Below are 15291 nucleotides of genomic sequence, written 5' to 3'. Positions count from 1 at the left end.
GTACATCGGTGCGGTGACGCGTCGTGTCGCTGATGACCAGTACATGGTGCGCATCCGTGTGGGTGCGGACGGGACGGCGCGGTTGAACGTGCTGCGGGGGACGTCGACGACGATCGGTGCGGCGGTGGAGACCGGTGTGGTGATTGAGCCGGGTGCGTCGTATCGGTTCGTGGTGGATACGTCCACGTCGGCGGGTGTGACGTCGATTTCGGCGAAGGTCTGGAAGGACGGTACGCCGGAGCCGGGTTGGCAGGTCGAGCGGACGAACAACGTCGCGGCGTTGCAGGTGGCGGGTTCGGCCGGTGTGTACGCGTACATGCCCAACACCGCGGTCAACGTTCCCGCGACCCTCACCTTCGACAACCTCACCGTCACCACGATTCCTTGAGTGAGACGAAGACCGCCGGCGTGCGCGCGGACTCGGGGGCACCCTCAGGAACGGGCGGCAGAAATGTCGTCCAGCTCTACGAGGTCGCGCGCACGGCGCATCTCGAGCGCATCGCCGACACCGACGGGGTGACGCTGCTCTATCGAGAGAAGCGCTACGACTTCGACGAGCGCGTGGCGGACGGGGTCCGTGTCGAGCGCGCCGGCCTCATCGGCGCCGCCTGGTACGCGGCAACCCACGCCGTCGATCTCGTAGAGGTCAACGAGCCGCTGGTGACCCGTGCTGCACTGCGCAGCCTGCTCTTCATCGGTGCGGCGCGCGTGCGGGCGTTCCTGACGAGGCGCCCCCGGCCGACGGTCGTCACCTACGCCATCGCGAACGTGCCGACCTCGACGCTGCGCGCCAACCTGCCCTGGAAGGCGCGGGTGAAGTTCGAACTGCACCGCCCTCTCGCGCGACTGGTCGCCCGCTCGCTCGACCGGATCGCCTTCGGAACCCCCGATGCGCGGGATCTCTATCGTGATGAGTTCGGGAGCACTCGACGCGGTGCTGCGCGCCTCGTCGAGGCGCTGCCCGTCGCGGTCGACCTGGGGGCGAGCGCGGACGTCGCGCGTCCGCCGAGCATCCTGTTTCTCGGCGATCTCGCGGCGCGCAAAGGCTTTCCCGACGTCATGGCGGCGTGGTCGCAGGTGCGCGACACCGTCGCTGACGCCCGGCTCGTCATCGTCGGACGGGGCGACGGTGTGGAACAGGCGCGGCTGCTGTCGGAGGCGGATCCCCGCGTGGAGCTCTTCGTCGCGCCGCCGCGTGACGTCATCCTCGACCAGCTCGCGCGCGCCAAGGTGCTCGTGCTCCCCTCGCGCCGGCGGCCGTTGTGGAAGGAGCAGATCGGTCTGCCGCTCGTCGAAGGACTGGCCTACGGCTGCGTCGTGGTGACGACCGATGAGACCGGCATTGCCCCGTGGCTGAGAGCACACGAGCACGCCGTCGTGCCGGAGGCGCAGGTCGCAGAGCGGCTTACGGGCGCGATGATCGACGCGCTACGCCAGTCGGTCACGCCGGGCGACGTGCAACGTGCCCTGCCGGACCGGGACGGTCGGGTCGCCGCACGTGAGTGGTTGTATGGAATCGAAGGGTGAGAACGCATGTCGACACCGAACCTCCGCCGGCTGCTGCGCGGCGTCTGGTCGCGGCGGCGGCACCTGCTCTCGTATGCGCGGGGGGTGCTCCGCGGGCATCCGGGCGCTCGAATCGGACGCGGCGTCCGGCTGAGCGGCCCCGGACGCTATCGAATCGAGCGCGGCGCGACGCTGACCACCGGCGTGCGCATCTGGGTCGGTGACGGCGCGACGTTCACGCTGCGCGAAGGCGCGAAGCTGGGAGACCGGACGATCGTCAATGCCGCCACGAGTGTCACGATCGAGCGGGGAACGCGCGTGTCGTGGGATGTGCAGATCATGGACACCGACTTCCACTGGATCGAAAACGCGGACGGGACCCGACGCCCCCACAAGGCGGCGATCGTGTTGGGTCCGCGCGCGCTCATCGGCGCTCGCTCCATGGTGCTGAAGGGTGTCACCGTCGGAGAGGGCGCCGTCGTTGGCGCCGGCTCGATCGTGCGGCGGTCCGTGGCACCGGGCGTCATCGTGAGCGGCAACCCGGCGCGTGAGGTCGGCCAGGTCACCGACTGGGGCTCGGCTCCCGCCTGATCCGGGCGGTTCGGATCAGACGGAGACGACGGCGGCGACACGCGCACCGAGATGGTCCGTGGTGAATCCGCCCTCGACGTGCGCTCTCGCCGCCTGGCCTCGTCGCTGCCGTTGCGTCGGGTCGTTCAGGAGCCGTAGGGCAGCGGCGGCGAGAGCGTCGGCATCGGACGGCGCCACCATCTGCGCGCCGTCGGTGCCGCCGAAGTAGTCCGCCATTCCCGGCGTCTCGGTGATGATGAGCGGGCGCCCCGTCGCCATGCTCTCCAGCCCCACCGTCATCCCGGAGACGTGGGTGTTCGGCCTGGTCGCGATGACGCAGACCGAGGCGCGCTGGTACAGCTGGCGGAGCTCCCCGTGTGAGAGGTGCGGGACGAGGGTCACCCCCGCCGGCGGCTCCTCCCGTGACGTCGTCTGAATGATGATCTCGACGTCGGGCCGCTCGTGCCGCACCCGTGCGAGCGCGCGGAACAGTGTCGCCGCATCGCGATCGCGATCCCCGCCCACGCTCACCAGCAGCGGCGTTTCCGGCGGCGGCGCCGCGTGGAAGAAATCGGCATCCACTCCGAAGACGACGTGGTGCACCCGAGGGCCGTCCTCGCCGATGAAGTGCTGGAGCGGCCCGACCTGCGCCGAACTGAGCACCCAGAGGCCGTCCATGCGGCGCAGCATCGATCGTCTCTCCGCCAGCCACGACGGCTCCTTCGTCGCCAGCTGGTCGGTCAGCCACACAACACCGCTGAATCGCGATCGCAGGGCGGGGACGGCGGCCAGTCTGTCGACGGAGTTCTCATCCCAGACCAGGCCCACAGGTCCGCGGCCACGCCACAGAGCCGGCGGGGTGGCGCGCATCAGTCGGCGCAGGGCGCCCTGCATGGCTGTGTCGCGCGGAAGATTGCGGGCTTTGACACTCGACACGTGGTGTGCCAGCTTGTTCAGGCCGTACGGCCACGCGTCAGGCCGAGCACCCGCCCCATAGTCGCGAGCCCAGCCGGCGAGGTCCTTGCCGGCCGGATAGAAGACAACCACGTCGTCCGACCCGCCCGCCCCGCTCATCCCCCGTGCGCGCACTGCCCCCGTTGCCCCCATGGACCCATGCTAGAGCTCGCAGCGGCTACTTCGCGGGTGCCGTGAACGGGCCGACGCGGGTGGCGCCCGCCTTCTGGCCGATGGCAGTCGCGACATCCGATGGAAGGCCGTAGGTCGTGGCCTTCGGCGCGGTCAGGACGGCGGACACCACCTTCAGATCGGATGCGAAGATCGGGTTTCCCATCCACAGCGCCGACCTCTGGTCATTGCCGGTGAAGCGCGAGAAGTCCTCGAGTGTCTTGAAGCTCCGGGTGCCGGCCGTCCCGTTCGCCCAGCAGGCGAAGTTGCTGGGAGCCGAAGCGGTCGCACGGTGGTAGACATTGCCGTCCAGGCTTATGCCGAAGTCGTTGCCGTACATCTTCTGGCTGTAGTCCTGCGTGAGCATCGGGCATGAGCCGCCCGCGCTGTACGAAATGGCGTTGTTGCGCAGTGTGATGTTCTTCATCACCCACGGAATCTTGGATGCCAGCGACGACACCTCTTGGCGACGTCTGTCGTGCGTGAAGCTCAACGCGCGCTTCACTCCGTCGATCGCGTTGTTCCACACCTGTACGGATCCGCTGTTGCTGATCTGCAGCCCGATGTCGTTGCCCGAGATGTAGTTGTCGGCGATGATCGCCTTCTCGCTGATCTCGACCTGCACCCCGGTCGTCGAGTTGCCGGTGACCCGGTTGCCGGTGACGGTGAGATCGTAGGAGCTCACGTCGAACCACACACCCGCGCTGTCGTTGTCGGCGACGACATTGCCGGAGATGAGGCCCTTGTCGATCCCGGACAGCTTCATGCCGCCGGACACGGGGGCCGGTTTGAAGGCCTGCGTGTTGTTGCCGCTGACGACCGAGTTCGTGATGCGGAGGTCGTGCGTGCCGTTCGCGCCGATGCCCAGCATCCCGTTCCCCGTCACCGTCAGCTTGTTGAGCGTCTGGTTGTCGTTCCAGGCGTAGACGCCGATCGTCGCGTTGTTGCGCACGACGAGGTTCTCCAGGGTGATGTCGTGTACTTCGGCGGTCACGGTCCCCATCATGTTGAGGGTCGTCGCGTAGCGCTGCACCCCGAAGCCACGCAGGGTCGTTCCCGTGCCTTGCACTTGGATGGCGCGGGTCAGGGTGCTCGCGTCGACGCGGCGCCCGGAGGGATCCGATCCGATCATCAGGCGCTTCGCGGACGTGTCTGCGAAGAAGGTCCCGCTCGTGACCTGCGTTGCGCTGCCGACCTGGCGCAGCGGCTCGCCATCGATCCAGACCTGTTCGGGGTAGCCGGCGAGGGGGTTGCGGGAGTCGGTGAAGCGCGCCGTCTCGTCGAGGTTCGCATTGAATGAGACGCGGCGGTCGAATGGGTGACTCCAGTTCGCGACCCACGTGGATCCGGACTTCGTCCACCCGCTCACCGGCGAGCTTCCGTCGAACCACACGGCCTCGCCGGGGTACGACTGGATCGTGAGCTTCCTGTTGAAGCCGATGTAGACAGACTCGCGGTACGTGCCGCCGCGCAGCACGATCGTGGATCCGTTCGGAGCCTTCTCGACGGCGTACGCTGCGCTCCCGTAGGGATTGTTCGCGGTTCCGGCTCCGGTGCGCGTGCCCTTCGCCGCCGCGTAGATGGCACCCGCGGGCACCGTGTACCGCGTGGATCCGACGGCGGCGCTGCCCGCCGTCGCTCCGGCGGTCGTCGACCCAGGCTGCGCTGTCGGCGTTGGGGTGGGTGTCGGCGTCGCCGTCGCCGTCGGCTCCGGCGTGGGGGTGGATGCCGCGGTGGCGGCGAGTACGGTCACATCGTCCACGCGCACCGCCATCGCCGGCGAGCCCGAGGACAGGTGGGTGCTGACCGCGGCGGATCCCGCCGCGCGCACGCGGGCGTCGGACGAGTCCGAGATGGTCTGCTGCCACGAGGTGGGCTGGGCCGCCCCATCGATCCAGACACGGGCCTTGAGCACGACGGGAGACTGTCCCGACACGGAGAGCTCCGCACGAACCTTCTGACCCGCGGCGATCGAGGCGATCGGTTTGCTCGAGGCGAGCACGCTCTCGGCGCCGCGCGCATCCATCCGGCTGAGCCAGAGGTTCACGCCGCTCGTGCCGAAGCGCACGCGCGCCTGGTAAGAGGTCTTGCCCTCCGAGCGGGCGACGAGGGAGATCGTGGGGCCGTTTCCGGTCGCCGTGCGCGATTCCGGCCAGAGGAGCGCGGAGAGGGTGGCATCCTGCGGCATCCCGCCGGACAGGGTCTGGGTGGTCTGTGTTCCGGGATCGGAGGATACCCGGGCAGACCCGCCCGCCACGCTCGTCGACGACGGTGCTGTCGTCGTCCACGAGCGCCCGTCGATGGAGGGACCCCATCCGCTCGCCACGGAGCGTTCGAAGGTATCGGTGCCGGTCGTCGCGGCGGTCGCGGCGGGAGCGACGGCGAGACTCGTGACGACGAGTGCGGTCGCGGCGCAGGCGGAGACCAGACCGCGTGCGAGGGTGCGCGGAAGTGCTGTTCGTCTCATGGGGAGCGCTTTCGGGGTGGCGCGGACGGGAAGGAGCAGGTTCATGTAAACACGGCGAAAACAGCCCGCTTTCCACATGAGACACTTCTCACCTCATGTCACGTCACGGCGATGCGGGTGGCGGCTTCCGTTCACCGACGGCGGGCAGAAGCACCGCCAGCGTCACGGCGAGGGTGAGTGCCGCGCTTCCGATCGGGCTGAACGCGAGGTCCCACATCAGCCGCAGTGCGAGGAACGCACCGACAGCGCTCACCGTCCCCGATGCCAGCCGGATGACGAGGCTCGCTCCGACGGCGAGGGCGAGCACGACGGCGAAGGCGAGGCCGAGCACACCGAAGAGGATCCAGAGGTCGCCGGTGAGGCTGTGCACCTCGAACCCGTTGCCGAACATGTAGCGATTGACGTAGCCGTTGTCGGGGTCGTAGCCGAGAGCGACCATACCCTGCTTAGCGACCTGGACCTGTTCGCCGGTGGGGAAGACGCCCGACCCGTATCCCCACGGATGGGCGGTGAGCAACGCGATCGAGGCGCCCAACTCCGGGCGACCACCCGTCAGGAGAGAACCGGACCGCTCGATCTGGGCGACGGAGCGCGCCTGGGCCTGTTCGCCCAGCGCCCCGTCGAGGAGTGCGGCTTGGATGAGGAAGTATCCGCCCACGCCGACGAGCGCGACGCGGGTCGCGACCAGGGCGGCGCGCCCTGACGTCGACGTTCCCGGCGCCCCCTGCGTGAAGAGGAGCGCCATGACGACGACGAGCATGCCGGTGAGCGAGCGGGAATCCTGGAGGGCGGACACCGCCGCGAGGACGAGGAGCACCGCGATCTGGGCTCGCCGATGTCCCCAAACGCGCGGTAAAGAGAGCGCGATCAGGATGCACGGAACCGCGAAGGTGAACTTCCACGGGTTGTCCCAGTTGATTCCCCGAGATGCCACCGACAGCAGCACTCCTACCCCGAACCCGAGGACCATCATCTGCGCTCCGATGAGGGAGCGGACCCAGAGGAGCGCGATCGCGGTGACGACCACCCCGAGGAGGAGGATCGAGTTCGCTGTCGCCATGCGCGTGCTCGTCCCGGCCCACCCGCGCGTGAGCTCGGTGAGGACGATGCCGTTCGCGATCGCCAGGACCGCGAAGACCGCGATCGTCGGCGCGAACCGGTACTGACGCAGCGCGCGGAGTGTGACCGGCAGCAGCAGCGCGCAGACGGCGACGCCGAGCGGGATGTCCAGCGGCAGTCGGATCCGCTGCGCGGACGCCACGGCGACCGCGAACGCCATCAGCGCCTCTCCGCTGATCGGTGTCCGCCAGGCGGAGGCGGGCCTCAGCCTCGTCGACGACCGCGCAAGAACCATGTCGACCGACCGGCGTGAGGGACCTCGGCCCTCTCGTAGTAGGGGCTCGAAGCCACACGCTTCACGTCGTTCAGCACGATGCCCATGATCCGCGTGCGCGTTGCCTCGAGTTCGGCGAGTGTGCGAGCCAGAGCTTCGCGCTTCGTTCGCCGCGACCGAGCGACGACGATGATCCCTTCGACGGCCGGCGCCAGCCACAGTGCGTCGCTCACGGCGAGCACCGGCGGGCTGTCGACCACGACGAGATCGAACTCTTCTCGCACCTGTGCGAGCAGTTGCCGGAGATGACCCGAAGCGAGCAGCTGACCCGGGTTCGGCGGCGTCGCGCCGCTGGTGAGCACGCGCAGCCCCGACTCTCCCCATGCTTCGGCGGCGTCATCGACGGTGACATCTCCCAGAAGCACGGTGGTCAGACCGACCGCGCCCTCGAAGCCGGTCACGTCGGCCACGGTGCCCCGGCGCAGGTCGGCGTCGATGAGCAGAACCCGCTGGTCCTGCTCGGCCGCGATCGCGGCGAGCGTGAGAGCGATGGAGGACTTGCCGTCGCCGGATTCCGGCGATGTCACGAGGACGACCTTCGCCTCGCCGTCCACGTTGGCAAAGCGCAGGGATGCCGCGACGGTGCGCACCGCCTCGGCGAGCGAGCCCGACGCGGTGTCGCGAACGGCGACGGCCAGCGGTACCCCCGTCGTGTTGACGGGGATCTGGCCGAGGACGGCGATATCGGTGACCTCGGCGATGTCCGCGCGCGACACGAGGCGTGTGGTCAGGACCTGTCGCAGGATGGCGATGACCGCCGCCGCGAGCAGCCCGATGAGGGCGCCGATGACGGCGAGCAGGCGCGTGTTGGGCGCGATGGGAGAGCGCGGTTCGCTTGCGGGGCTGATCTGTTCCACGCGCACCGCGGGCCCGGAGGAGGTCGTCCGGGGTGACAGATTCTCCACGGCATCCGCGAGCTCAGTCGACACGGCGTTGGCGATGCGGGTGATCTGGCCGGGATCCGCGCCGGTCACGGCGATCTCGAGCACGGTCGTGTCGAGAGGGGAGCTGACGCTCACGATGCGCGCCAGGTCGCGCGAGGTCGTGTCGAGACTCAGGCTCGCGATGACCCGATCGAGGACCACGGGAGACGTGGCGACCACCGTGTAGGTCGCGACGAGCCCCTGGACGTAGTTCGATCCCTGGACGAGCTCACTGGTGGTGTCCCCACGAGCCGGCACGATCACGACGGAGGACTGGGCGCGGTACGTGTCGGTCTGCAGCGTCCCGTACCCGTAACCGAGGGCCGCACCGAGGATGGTGAGGACGAGAAGCAGCGCCCATCGCTTTCGCAGTGCGGAGAAATAGTCGTGGAGCGTCACCGCGTCTGTCCCTTCAGCCGGTCGGTACCCGAGCGTAGCGCCGCGCGTCCGTCGGCCGCACCGGGCGTCGTCTGCCGGTGAACGGCGGTGACGAGCCCCGCGACACTCGAGCGGTACCGGTCGGTGTGGTGCCTTTCGTCGGCCTCCGCGGCGCTGCGCCCGGTCGCGGTGGCGACCGCCGCCCACTGGTCGCAGAATCCCGCGACCGCGTCGGCGAGTGCGCGCGGGTCGTCGGGGGTGACCAGTCGGGTCGACGCGTAGCCGCCCGCCGCTTCACGCAACCCGCTCGTATCGCTGGCGACGACCGGGCGCTGGGCGAGCACGCCCTCGACAGCGGTGTTGCCGAACGGCTCGTCGACGATGGACGGCACCAGGAGGATGTCCGCCGCATCCAGGCGAGGCCATACGTCGCTCTCGAAGCCGAGGAAACGGACGCGGTCGACGAGTCCGAGTCTTTCGGTCTGGTCGCGCAGCTCCTGCTCGAACCACTCGTATCCAGTGAACGCCGTGCCCAGCACATCCAGTGTGGCGTTCGTGCCTTCCTCGGTGAGGAGCCCCAGCGCTGCGACGGCGACCTGCGGCCCCTTGCGCGGCGACAGGCGCCCGACGAACAGGAGGCGCAGGGGGTCGGGTGTCTGCGTGCGCAGCGGCGTGGGGGCGGAGGGCCCCGGCACGCCATTGAGGACGATCTCCGTGCGCGCCGCGAGCGCGGAGTAGGACCGAAGGAGTGTGCGTCGGCTGAACTCGCTGTTGACGACGATGCGGTCGGCGGCGAGCAGCGGTGCGTAGAGCATCCGCCGAACCACCGCGCTGGCGGTCGATTCCGCTTCGTGGACGTGTGTCACCGCGCGCACGCGGTGAAGGCGCGCGAGCGGTCCCCACAGCGGAAGCGTGACCGTGCTGACATACACCGCTGCAGGCCTGTGCTGGCTGATGAGGCGCCGCGCGCTGCGGAGATTACGCAGCGAGTCGCGAACGAGGGCGCACCAGCCGCGCGGGCGCAGCAGGGACTTTCGGAGGACGAGCATGGGAACCGTGACGACCGTGACGCCGGCGGCGCGAATGCGGTCGGCGAGCGGTCCTTCCTCCGGCAGTGCGACCAGCACCGGCGCCCGTCCGGCGAGCCCGATGACGCTCTCCAGAAACATGCGGTCCGAACCGAACAGTTCCGCTCCCGGGTGCACCGCCAGGATGGTGCGCTCCTCGGTAGCGCGGGCGTCCGCGCTCACGCGTCGACCTCCGTGCTCGCGGTGACGTGCTTCTCCAGCGTGCGCGCGTCCAGTGCGGCGAGCCGTCGGCGGACGAGGAACCAGTTGGGGATGAACTGGAAGAAGAGGACGCCGATGATCGAGCCGAGCACGGGTGCGACGGCTCCGAGCGCCGGGATCAGGGTGATCGTGAGTCCGAGGTTCACTGGCAGCATCCCGAGGATGAAGAACGCCTGGAAGCGCAGACCGGAGGCATCCGTCAAGTACATGCCGAACGGGTACTTCGCCGACTGGAGGACGATGAAGACGCCGAATGCCCAGAGCAGCGGCGCGTCGAGGTGGATCTTGCCGCCGGAGGCGACCTCGGAGAGCCAGCCCGACGCGGCGGCGAGGATCAGCGCCGCGAGTGCCGCGGCGCCCGCGAACACCAACGACATCTTGCCGGGCGAGACGGGCGCCCTCGTGCCGGTCGATCGTGCTTTGGCGAAGACGGGCCACAGGGCGAAACCGGCGGTGGTCACGACGGCGAGCACCGGCGAGAAGATCTGGTTTGCGAGGCTGTATTGGGTCAGATCCGACACCGTGCCGACGAGGCTGAGCACGAGCCGGTCCGACGACATCGCGATCGGAAGCGCGATCATCTGGATCAGCATCGGCCACGCCGTGTTGAACACCCGCGCACCCTTGACCTTGCGGTCGACAGCGCCGCGCAGGGCGCTCCCGAGCATCGGGCTGATCATCCGCGCGGCGATGAGGATCGCCAGCCCACTGATCAGGGCGGTGGCGAGGTAGGAGGCGACGGCGATGTAGCCGCCGCCGGCACCGAGCTGGATCATGGCCCAGAGTGCGAGAAGCACGATCGGGGTCTGCAGGGCACTGAGTAGCACGACGACGACGTTCATGCCGAGTGCGGCGAGGATGCGCTGCCCGAACGCGATAAGCAGATTGAAGCCGAACACGGCGAGGCAGAGCGTCGCGGCAAGGGCGCCCGTTTCGGGCGTGAGCGCTGAACCGAGGAGCGTCGGCCAGAGGCCCGTGGCGTACAGGATGAGCGCCACGCTGACGACCGTCACGCAGCAACCCGCGAGCAGTCGCAGGCATGACACGAGGACGAGTCGCAGATTGTTGTCCCGACGGGGGTCATCTGCCCCCGCGACGGCGTTCATGATGGCCGCGGTGAGACCCAGATCACTGAACGGGATGAGCCCGGCGATGCCGACGAGCAGGATGTACTGGGCGTAGGTGTCGATGCCGAAGTGGTCGATGATGAGGCGCGTGACCACGATGCCGAGGATGGCGCTCACCGGTAGGACGAGAAAACGCGCTCCGGCACTCGAGAGCAGCGACAGGATGGTCCCGCGACGGCTGCCGAGGTCGCGGATCTGCGAGATGCCCCTCTTCGGCCCGCGGCTTGCGCCACCGCCGTCGTCCCGATGGTCTGAAAGACGGCTTTCGCGCAGCTCGCGCCGCGTCCGATCTTGTGTCCCCACGTTCACTCTGCCCCCAATGCGCCGGAGTGTCCGCGAGACGCTACACGCATCGGCGTCTCACCACCCGAGCGAACGCGCCTGCGTGACCCCACTGCCGGCTCGCGCGCAAGTCCCCCAAGCGCGCAGGACACTAGGATAGCGGTTTCGGCCGCTGCGCGTGCATGCGGCCGCGAGAGGCCGACGTGGTGGGTCGGTCGTGACGACGACGGGGGCGAGGCGTGACGCGGGTTCTGATGGTCTGCAGTGCCAACGTCTGTCGTTCGCCCGCGATGGCCATCGGCTTTGCGACCGCCGCCCGCGAGGGGGGTGTGCGTGTCGATGTGGTCAGCGCGGGACGGTTGGCGCAGCCCGGTGCGATGATCTGTGCGGTCACCGCCGAAACGGTCGGCGTGGACGAACGTAGCCGTCAGGCAGCAACCGAGCATCGTGCCCAGCGGCTGAGCGCGGAGCTCATCGAGTCAGCGGGGCTGATCCTCGGCGCCACACGCGAGGAGCGGGCCGCCGTGGCCGTCATGTCGCCGCGCTCACGCTCGCGGGTGTTCACGATCGCCGAAGCCGTCGCGCTGGGCGAGATCGCCGCCGAGCGCCGCTTCGCGCCGGCATCCGGTGACGTCGACGAGTTCGTCGCGGCGTTGAACGCTCATCGTGGCAGGCTGCCGGTGACCGACAGGCGGGTTGGGCCAGGACGGCAGTCCCCGTGGCGGCGAGCACCCGCCGATCCCCTCGATCTTCCGGACGCGCACGGCTCGCGGCTCGCGGAGCACACCAGGCGCGTTCGTGAGGCGGTTCGGCTGTCGGAGCGTCTCGTCGCCCTCATGGCCCCCACGAACTGACACGGCCGGGCGCGATGCGCCCACGGGCGCTCGTTGTGTCAGACCGTCGCACCGACGCGCTGTGCCCGCCGCGCAGATGCGTGCACGGATGAGCCGGCCGCGATGCGTCCTGCGAGGTTCTCGTAGGCGGTCGCGACGTCATCCCAGCGGAAGTTGTCCTTCGCGCGCGCCTGTACGGCGGCCGAGAGGGTGGGTACCTGTTCGCGATCCAGCTCCAGGTCGGTGAAGTGGCGCTCGACCTCGCTCGCGTCTTCGAAGAACCAGCCGAGGTCGTCGAGTGTCTCGCGGTTGAAGTTCACGTCCCAGGCAATGACCGCGGTGCCGGCTCCCATTGCTCGCAGCAGTGACGGATTGGTGCCGCCCACGGAGTGCCCGTGGACGTAGGTGCGGGCGTGGAAGTACAGCGCGTCAAGCAGATCCTGGTCGAACACGCCACCGAGAAGTCGTATGCGCGGGTCGCCCGCCGCCGCGGTGTGGATGCGCTGGGTGTACTCAGCCGCATAGGGCGCTGAGCCGACGACCACCAGCGGCGCCGCTGCCCCGCTAGCTCGGTAACCCTCGACGATCTCGAGCACATGGTTCTCAGGCTCGAAGCGCGCGACGACGAGATGGTAGCCGTCGGGTCGAAGGCCCAACGCGGTGATGCCGTCGATCGGAGCGCTTTCGATGATCGGAGCGCCGTAGCGGATGAGTTCTGTAGGCACACCGAATTGGTCGGCGTAGTAGTCGGCTATGCCGGGTGCATCCGCAATCAGGGCATCTGCGGACCGCACGCCGAACTGCTCGGCCCACCGGTAATAGGCGCGACCTCGTGCGCCCCACTTCGAACGCTTCCACTCGAGGCCGTCCATGTGAAGAGCGACAGGGATGCCGCGAGCGCGCAGCAGCGGCACGAACGGAGAGTTGGCGGCGTTGAAAACGAAAGCGGCATCCGGAGCCTTGCGGCTCACCGCGTGCAGGGCCGACAGCCCGGTGTGGCTGAGGGTCTCGAGCTGCTTCTGTCGGAGCGCCGGCAGGTGCACGACCCGCATCCCGAGGTATTCGCGTTCACGGTGTTCGGATCCGCGGGTGTACACCGTGATGTCGTGACCGCGCTCCACCAGCCGCTTGCCGACTTCCTCCACAGCGGTCTCGAAGCCGCCGTACGACGCGGGAACACCGCGCGTACCGATCATCGCGATCCGAAGTGCCCTGTCCGGGACGACAGCTGTGGGCGCCTCCGCGACAGGCCGGCTCAGGATAGACGTCATCAGTAAGCTCCTTCGGACCGCACCATCACGCGCACAGTGCGCCACATGATCTGGAGGTCGTCGACGACCGACCAGTTCTCCACGTACCGCAGGTCGAGCCGCACGCTCTCTTCCCAGCTGAGGTCGCTGCGTCCTCCGACCTGCCAGGGGCCGGTGATGCCCGGCTTGATGTACAGGCGACGGAAGACGTCGTCGTCGTAGGTGGCGACTTCGCTCGGAAGGGGAGGGCGCGGGCCAACGACACTCATGTCGCCGACCAGCACGTTCCAGAACTGGGGAACCTCGTCGAGCGAGTACTTCCGCAGGATCCGGCCCACGCGGGTGACCCGAGGGTCGTCGTGCATCTTGAACAGCGGGCCCGCGCCCTCATTGGCCGCGAGCAGCGCGGCGCGCCGCTCCTCGGCATCCACGGCCATCGAGCGGAATTTGATCATCCGGAACTCGTGGCCGTCACGCCCGACCCGTGCTTGGGGAAAGAACAGCGGACCGGGCGAGTCGAGCTTGATCGCGATGGCGATGACCGCCGCGATCGGCGCGAAGAAAAGGAGTGCGATCGAAGCGACCGCGATGTCGAGTGCGCGCTTGGCGAGGTAGGCGCGGCCGGTGAACGAGGCGATCTCGACGTGGATGAGTGGCAGCCCCTCGACGGGCCGCAGCGACATGCGCGGCCCGGCGACATCGGAGACGCGGCTGGAGATCACCAGTTCTGCGGCCGTGTTCTCCAGCTGCCAGGCGAGGTGCTTGATCTCGTCGGCGCCTTCGTCTCCGCGGCTGGCGATGATGATCGTGTCGGCGTCGAGTGCTGCGGCTGCTTCGGCCACGCTGTGCGTGCGCATCGCCGGGTAGATGGCGTCGCCGACGCGCAGGCTGTCGAGGTCGTCTCCGCGCAGCGAGGCGCCGACCACCTGGTAGCCCAGGCCGGGGTCGGCGATCGAGCGGATCACGTACTCGACGTCTGCGCGCTCGCCGACCACGACCGCGCGCGTCGTGTACGCGCCCGCGAGTCGACGGCGGATGAGCCAACGGCGCCAGAGCCAGCGCTCGAACAGCAGGACGCCGATGCCGAGCGGCAGCGCGACGAAGAGCTGCGCGCGGATGCCGTCGACGTCGATGGCCACATCGATCATGGCGAGAAGACCGAACGCGAACCCGGTCGCGTGGATCATGCGGGTGTACTCGGCGGCGCCCGAGCCGATGAGCTTGACGTCTCGCGTTGCGAAGGCGGAGAGCATCAGGAGCCAGATCACGGCCGTCGCGGCGGCGATCTGGAAGACGAGGCCAGGATCGGCGACGGCGAGCGGACCGCTCACCGCGCCGATCGAGGCCACCGAGGCCACTGCGCACGTGAAGGCGACCGCGGCGGCGTCGCTCGTGCGCAGGATCCAGCGGTAGCGGCGTTCCCACGACTGCCGGCGCTCGAGAGCGCGCGACGGTGGTGCGGCCGCGGACGCCCGGGACGCGATGGTCGGGAACGGGGAAACGAACCCGGTCGTCGCGATGCCCGTGGCGTCGTGAAGCGCGCTCATCGTGTGATCCCCAGCACGGACGAACGCTGCAATGCAGTCGGCATTTTGCCCCCCAGCAAACCGACGGACGAATCGAAATCCGTCCACCCCCAGTAAGACGACGCGAAGACCCCCGTCTCCTGCGGACCAACCCCCCGGCTGTCACGCGTGCGTCGTGGGCGACTCTACCCCGCGAATCGCGTCGAGCGCCACCGCGAGTATTCAGCCTGTGGACGGATGCCGTTCATCGAGCATTTCTCGGTCGTTGGGCGCCGCGCCGCGCGCCGAGTCGAATTGCCCTACCCCAGTGCGTCGACGACGGCTGCCCGTCGCTGCGCGGCCACGCGCGGCGAGGCATCCCAGATCTGCGTCATCCGCTCGGCGTCGAACGCCGGCCCGCCGGGGTCTCCGCACTTCCTTGCTGCGACCGGCCCCAGACCGGCTCAAAGGCCCCGGGGTGCCTCCGATGAGAGGCGGTCGCGAGGTATTTCGACTCGCTGCGCTCGCTGGTCAAGTCCCCGGCAGTGGATGCTCCTATTGCTGTCAAGCGGCCAGTGGTGGGCCGATCTGTTCCAGGACGGCGGTCGCTCGGGCTTCGAGTTCAGGGTCGGCGCGGGTGCCG

Annotated in this window: 11 protein-coding genes and 1 pseudogene; 4 read left to right on the top strand and 8 right to left on the bottom strand. The window is 68.9% G+C overall.

Annotation, left to right across the window (positions count from 1 at the left end; all coding sequences use genetic code 11):
• From ABS64_RS13865 to ABS64_RS13855, 3 genes and pseudogenes are all read left to right on the top strand, one after another.
• Positions 1-388, top strand: a pseudogene (locus ABS64_RS13865) (hypothetical protein); the annotation flags it as partial.
• On the top strand, positions 385-1527 hold the full coding sequence (locus ABS64_RS13860; RefSeq protein WP_051498813.1) for a glycosyltransferase family 4 protein: 1143 nt from the start codon (positions 385-387) through the stop codon (positions 1525-1527). The pseudogene ABS64_RS13865 and the gene ABS64_RS13860, both read left to right, overlap by 4 nt.
• Before the next feature lie 6 nt (positions 1528-1533).
• Positions 1534-2097: an acyltransferase gene (locus ABS64_RS13855; RefSeq protein WP_005050703.1), complete on the top strand. Its 564-nt coding sequence runs from the start codon at positions 1534-1536 to the stop codon at positions 2095-2097.
• A 15-nt stretch (positions 2098-2112) separates the two neighbouring features.
• On the opposite strand, the gene ABS64_RS13850 is transcribed toward ABS64_RS13855, so the two are convergent.
• The 6 genes from ABS64_RS13850 to ABS64_RS13825 all read right to left on the bottom strand — a co-directional run bounded on the left by ABS64_RS13850 (position 2113) and on the right by ABS64_RS13825 (position 10895).
• Positions 2113-3183, bottom strand: coding sequence for a glycosyltransferase family 4 protein (locus ABS64_RS13850; RefSeq protein ID WP_005050702.1), 1071 nt, complete (start codon positions 3181-3183; stop codon positions 2113-2115).
• 25 nt (positions 3184-3208) lie between these two features.
• Positions 3209-5668: a right-handed parallel beta-helix repeat-containing protein gene (locus ABS64_RS13845; protein WP_292684276.1), complete on the bottom strand. Its 2460-nt coding sequence runs from the start codon at positions 5666-5668 to the stop codon at positions 3209-3211.
• Positions 5669-5771: 103 nt separating this feature from the next.
• The gene (locus ABS64_RS13840; RefSeq protein WP_036288568.1) at positions 5772-6947 is read right to left on the bottom strand and encodes a hypothetical protein; all 1176 of its coding nucleotides are present in this window, start codon (positions 6945-6947) and stop codon (positions 5772-5774) included.
• Positions 6948-6991: 44 nt separating this feature from the next.
• A complete protein-coding gene (locus ABS64_RS13835) occupies positions 6992-8383 on the bottom strand; it encodes a polysaccharide biosynthesis tyrosine autokinase (protein ID WP_036288571.1) in 1392 nt (463 codons plus the stop codon).
• On the bottom strand, positions 8380-9612 hold the full coding sequence (locus tag ABS64_RS13830; protein ID WP_036288574.1) for a glycosyltransferase: 1233 nt from the start codon (positions 9610-9612) through the stop codon (positions 8380-8382). Before ABS64_RS13830 ends, ABS64_RS13835 begins: the two co-directional genes overlap by 4 nt.
• Positions 9609-10895 carry a polysaccharide biosynthesis protein gene (locus tag ABS64_RS13825; protein ID WP_231477186.1) on the bottom strand — a complete coding sequence of 429 codons (1287 nt, stop codon included), beginning with the start codon at positions 10893-10895 and terminating at the stop codon, positions 9609-9611. The genes ABS64_RS13830 and ABS64_RS13825 overlap by 4 nt, the downstream gene beginning before the upstream one ends.
• Before the next feature lie 419 nt (positions 10896-11314).
• Here ABS64_RS13825 and ABS64_RS13820 point away from each other — a divergent pair, with 419 nt between their 5' ends.
• Positions 11315-11914 carry a protein-tyrosine-phosphatase gene (locus ABS64_RS13820; RefSeq protein ID WP_005050696.1) on the top strand — a complete coding sequence of 200 codons (600 nt, stop codon included), beginning with the start codon at positions 11315-11317 and terminating at the stop codon, positions 11912-11914.
• A gap of 38 nt (positions 11915-11952) precedes the next feature.
• Here ABS64_RS13820 and ABS64_RS13815 read toward each other — a convergent pair whose 3' ends face one another.
• Entirely contained in the window at positions 11953-13164 is a 1212-nt protein-coding gene (locus tag ABS64_RS13815) for a DUF1972 domain-containing protein (RefSeq protein ID WP_292684271.1), read from the bottom strand.
• Entirely contained in the window at positions 13164-14690 is a 1527-nt protein-coding gene (locus ABS64_RS13810) for a sugar transferase (RefSeq protein ID WP_292684269.1), read from the bottom strand. The genes ABS64_RS13815 and ABS64_RS13810 overlap by 1 nt, the downstream gene beginning before the upstream one ends.
• Positions 14691-15291 lie beyond the last annotated feature (601 nt).

The organism is Microbacterium sp. SCN 69-37 (assembly GCF_001724435.1).
Classification (GTDB): Bacteria; Actinomycetota; Actinomycetes; order Actinomycetales; family Microbacteriaceae; genus Microbacterium; species Microbacterium laevaniformans.
This window is presented reverse-complemented; position numbering and strand designations above follow the sequence as displayed.

What these genes read in the sequence shown, in the direction of transcription:
- ABS64_RS13820 (WP_005050696.1), top strand. Translation starts at nt 11,315, where the DNA reads ATGGTCTGCAGTGCCAACGTCTGTCGTTCGCCCGCGATGGCCATCGGC.
- ABS64_RS13815 (WP_292684271.1), bottom strand. Translation starts at nt 13,164, where the DNA reads ATGACGTCTATCCTGAGCCGGCCTGTCGCGGAGGCGCCCACAGCTGTC.
- ABS64_RS13855 (WP_005050703.1), top strand. Translation starts at nt 1,534, where the DNA reads ATGTCGACACCGAACCTCCGCCGGCTGCTGCGCGGCGTCTGGTCGCGG.
- ABS64_RS13810 (WP_292684269.1), bottom strand. Translation starts at nt 14,690, where the DNA reads ATGAGCGCGCTTCACGACGCCACGGGCATCGCGACGACCGGGTTCGTT.
- ABS64_RS13850 (WP_005050702.1), bottom strand. Translation starts at nt 3,183, where the DNA reads ATGGGGGCAACGGGGGCAGTGCGCGCACGGGGGATGAGCGGGGCGGGC.
- ABS64_RS13845 (WP_292684276.1), bottom strand. Translation starts at nt 5,668, where the DNA reads ATGAGACGAACAGCACTTCCGCGCACCCTCGCACGCGGTCTGGTCTCC.
- ABS64_RS13840 (WP_036288568.1), bottom strand. Translation starts at nt 6,947, where the DNA reads ATGGCGTTCGCGGTCGCCGTGGCGTCCGCGCAGCGGATCCGACTGCCG.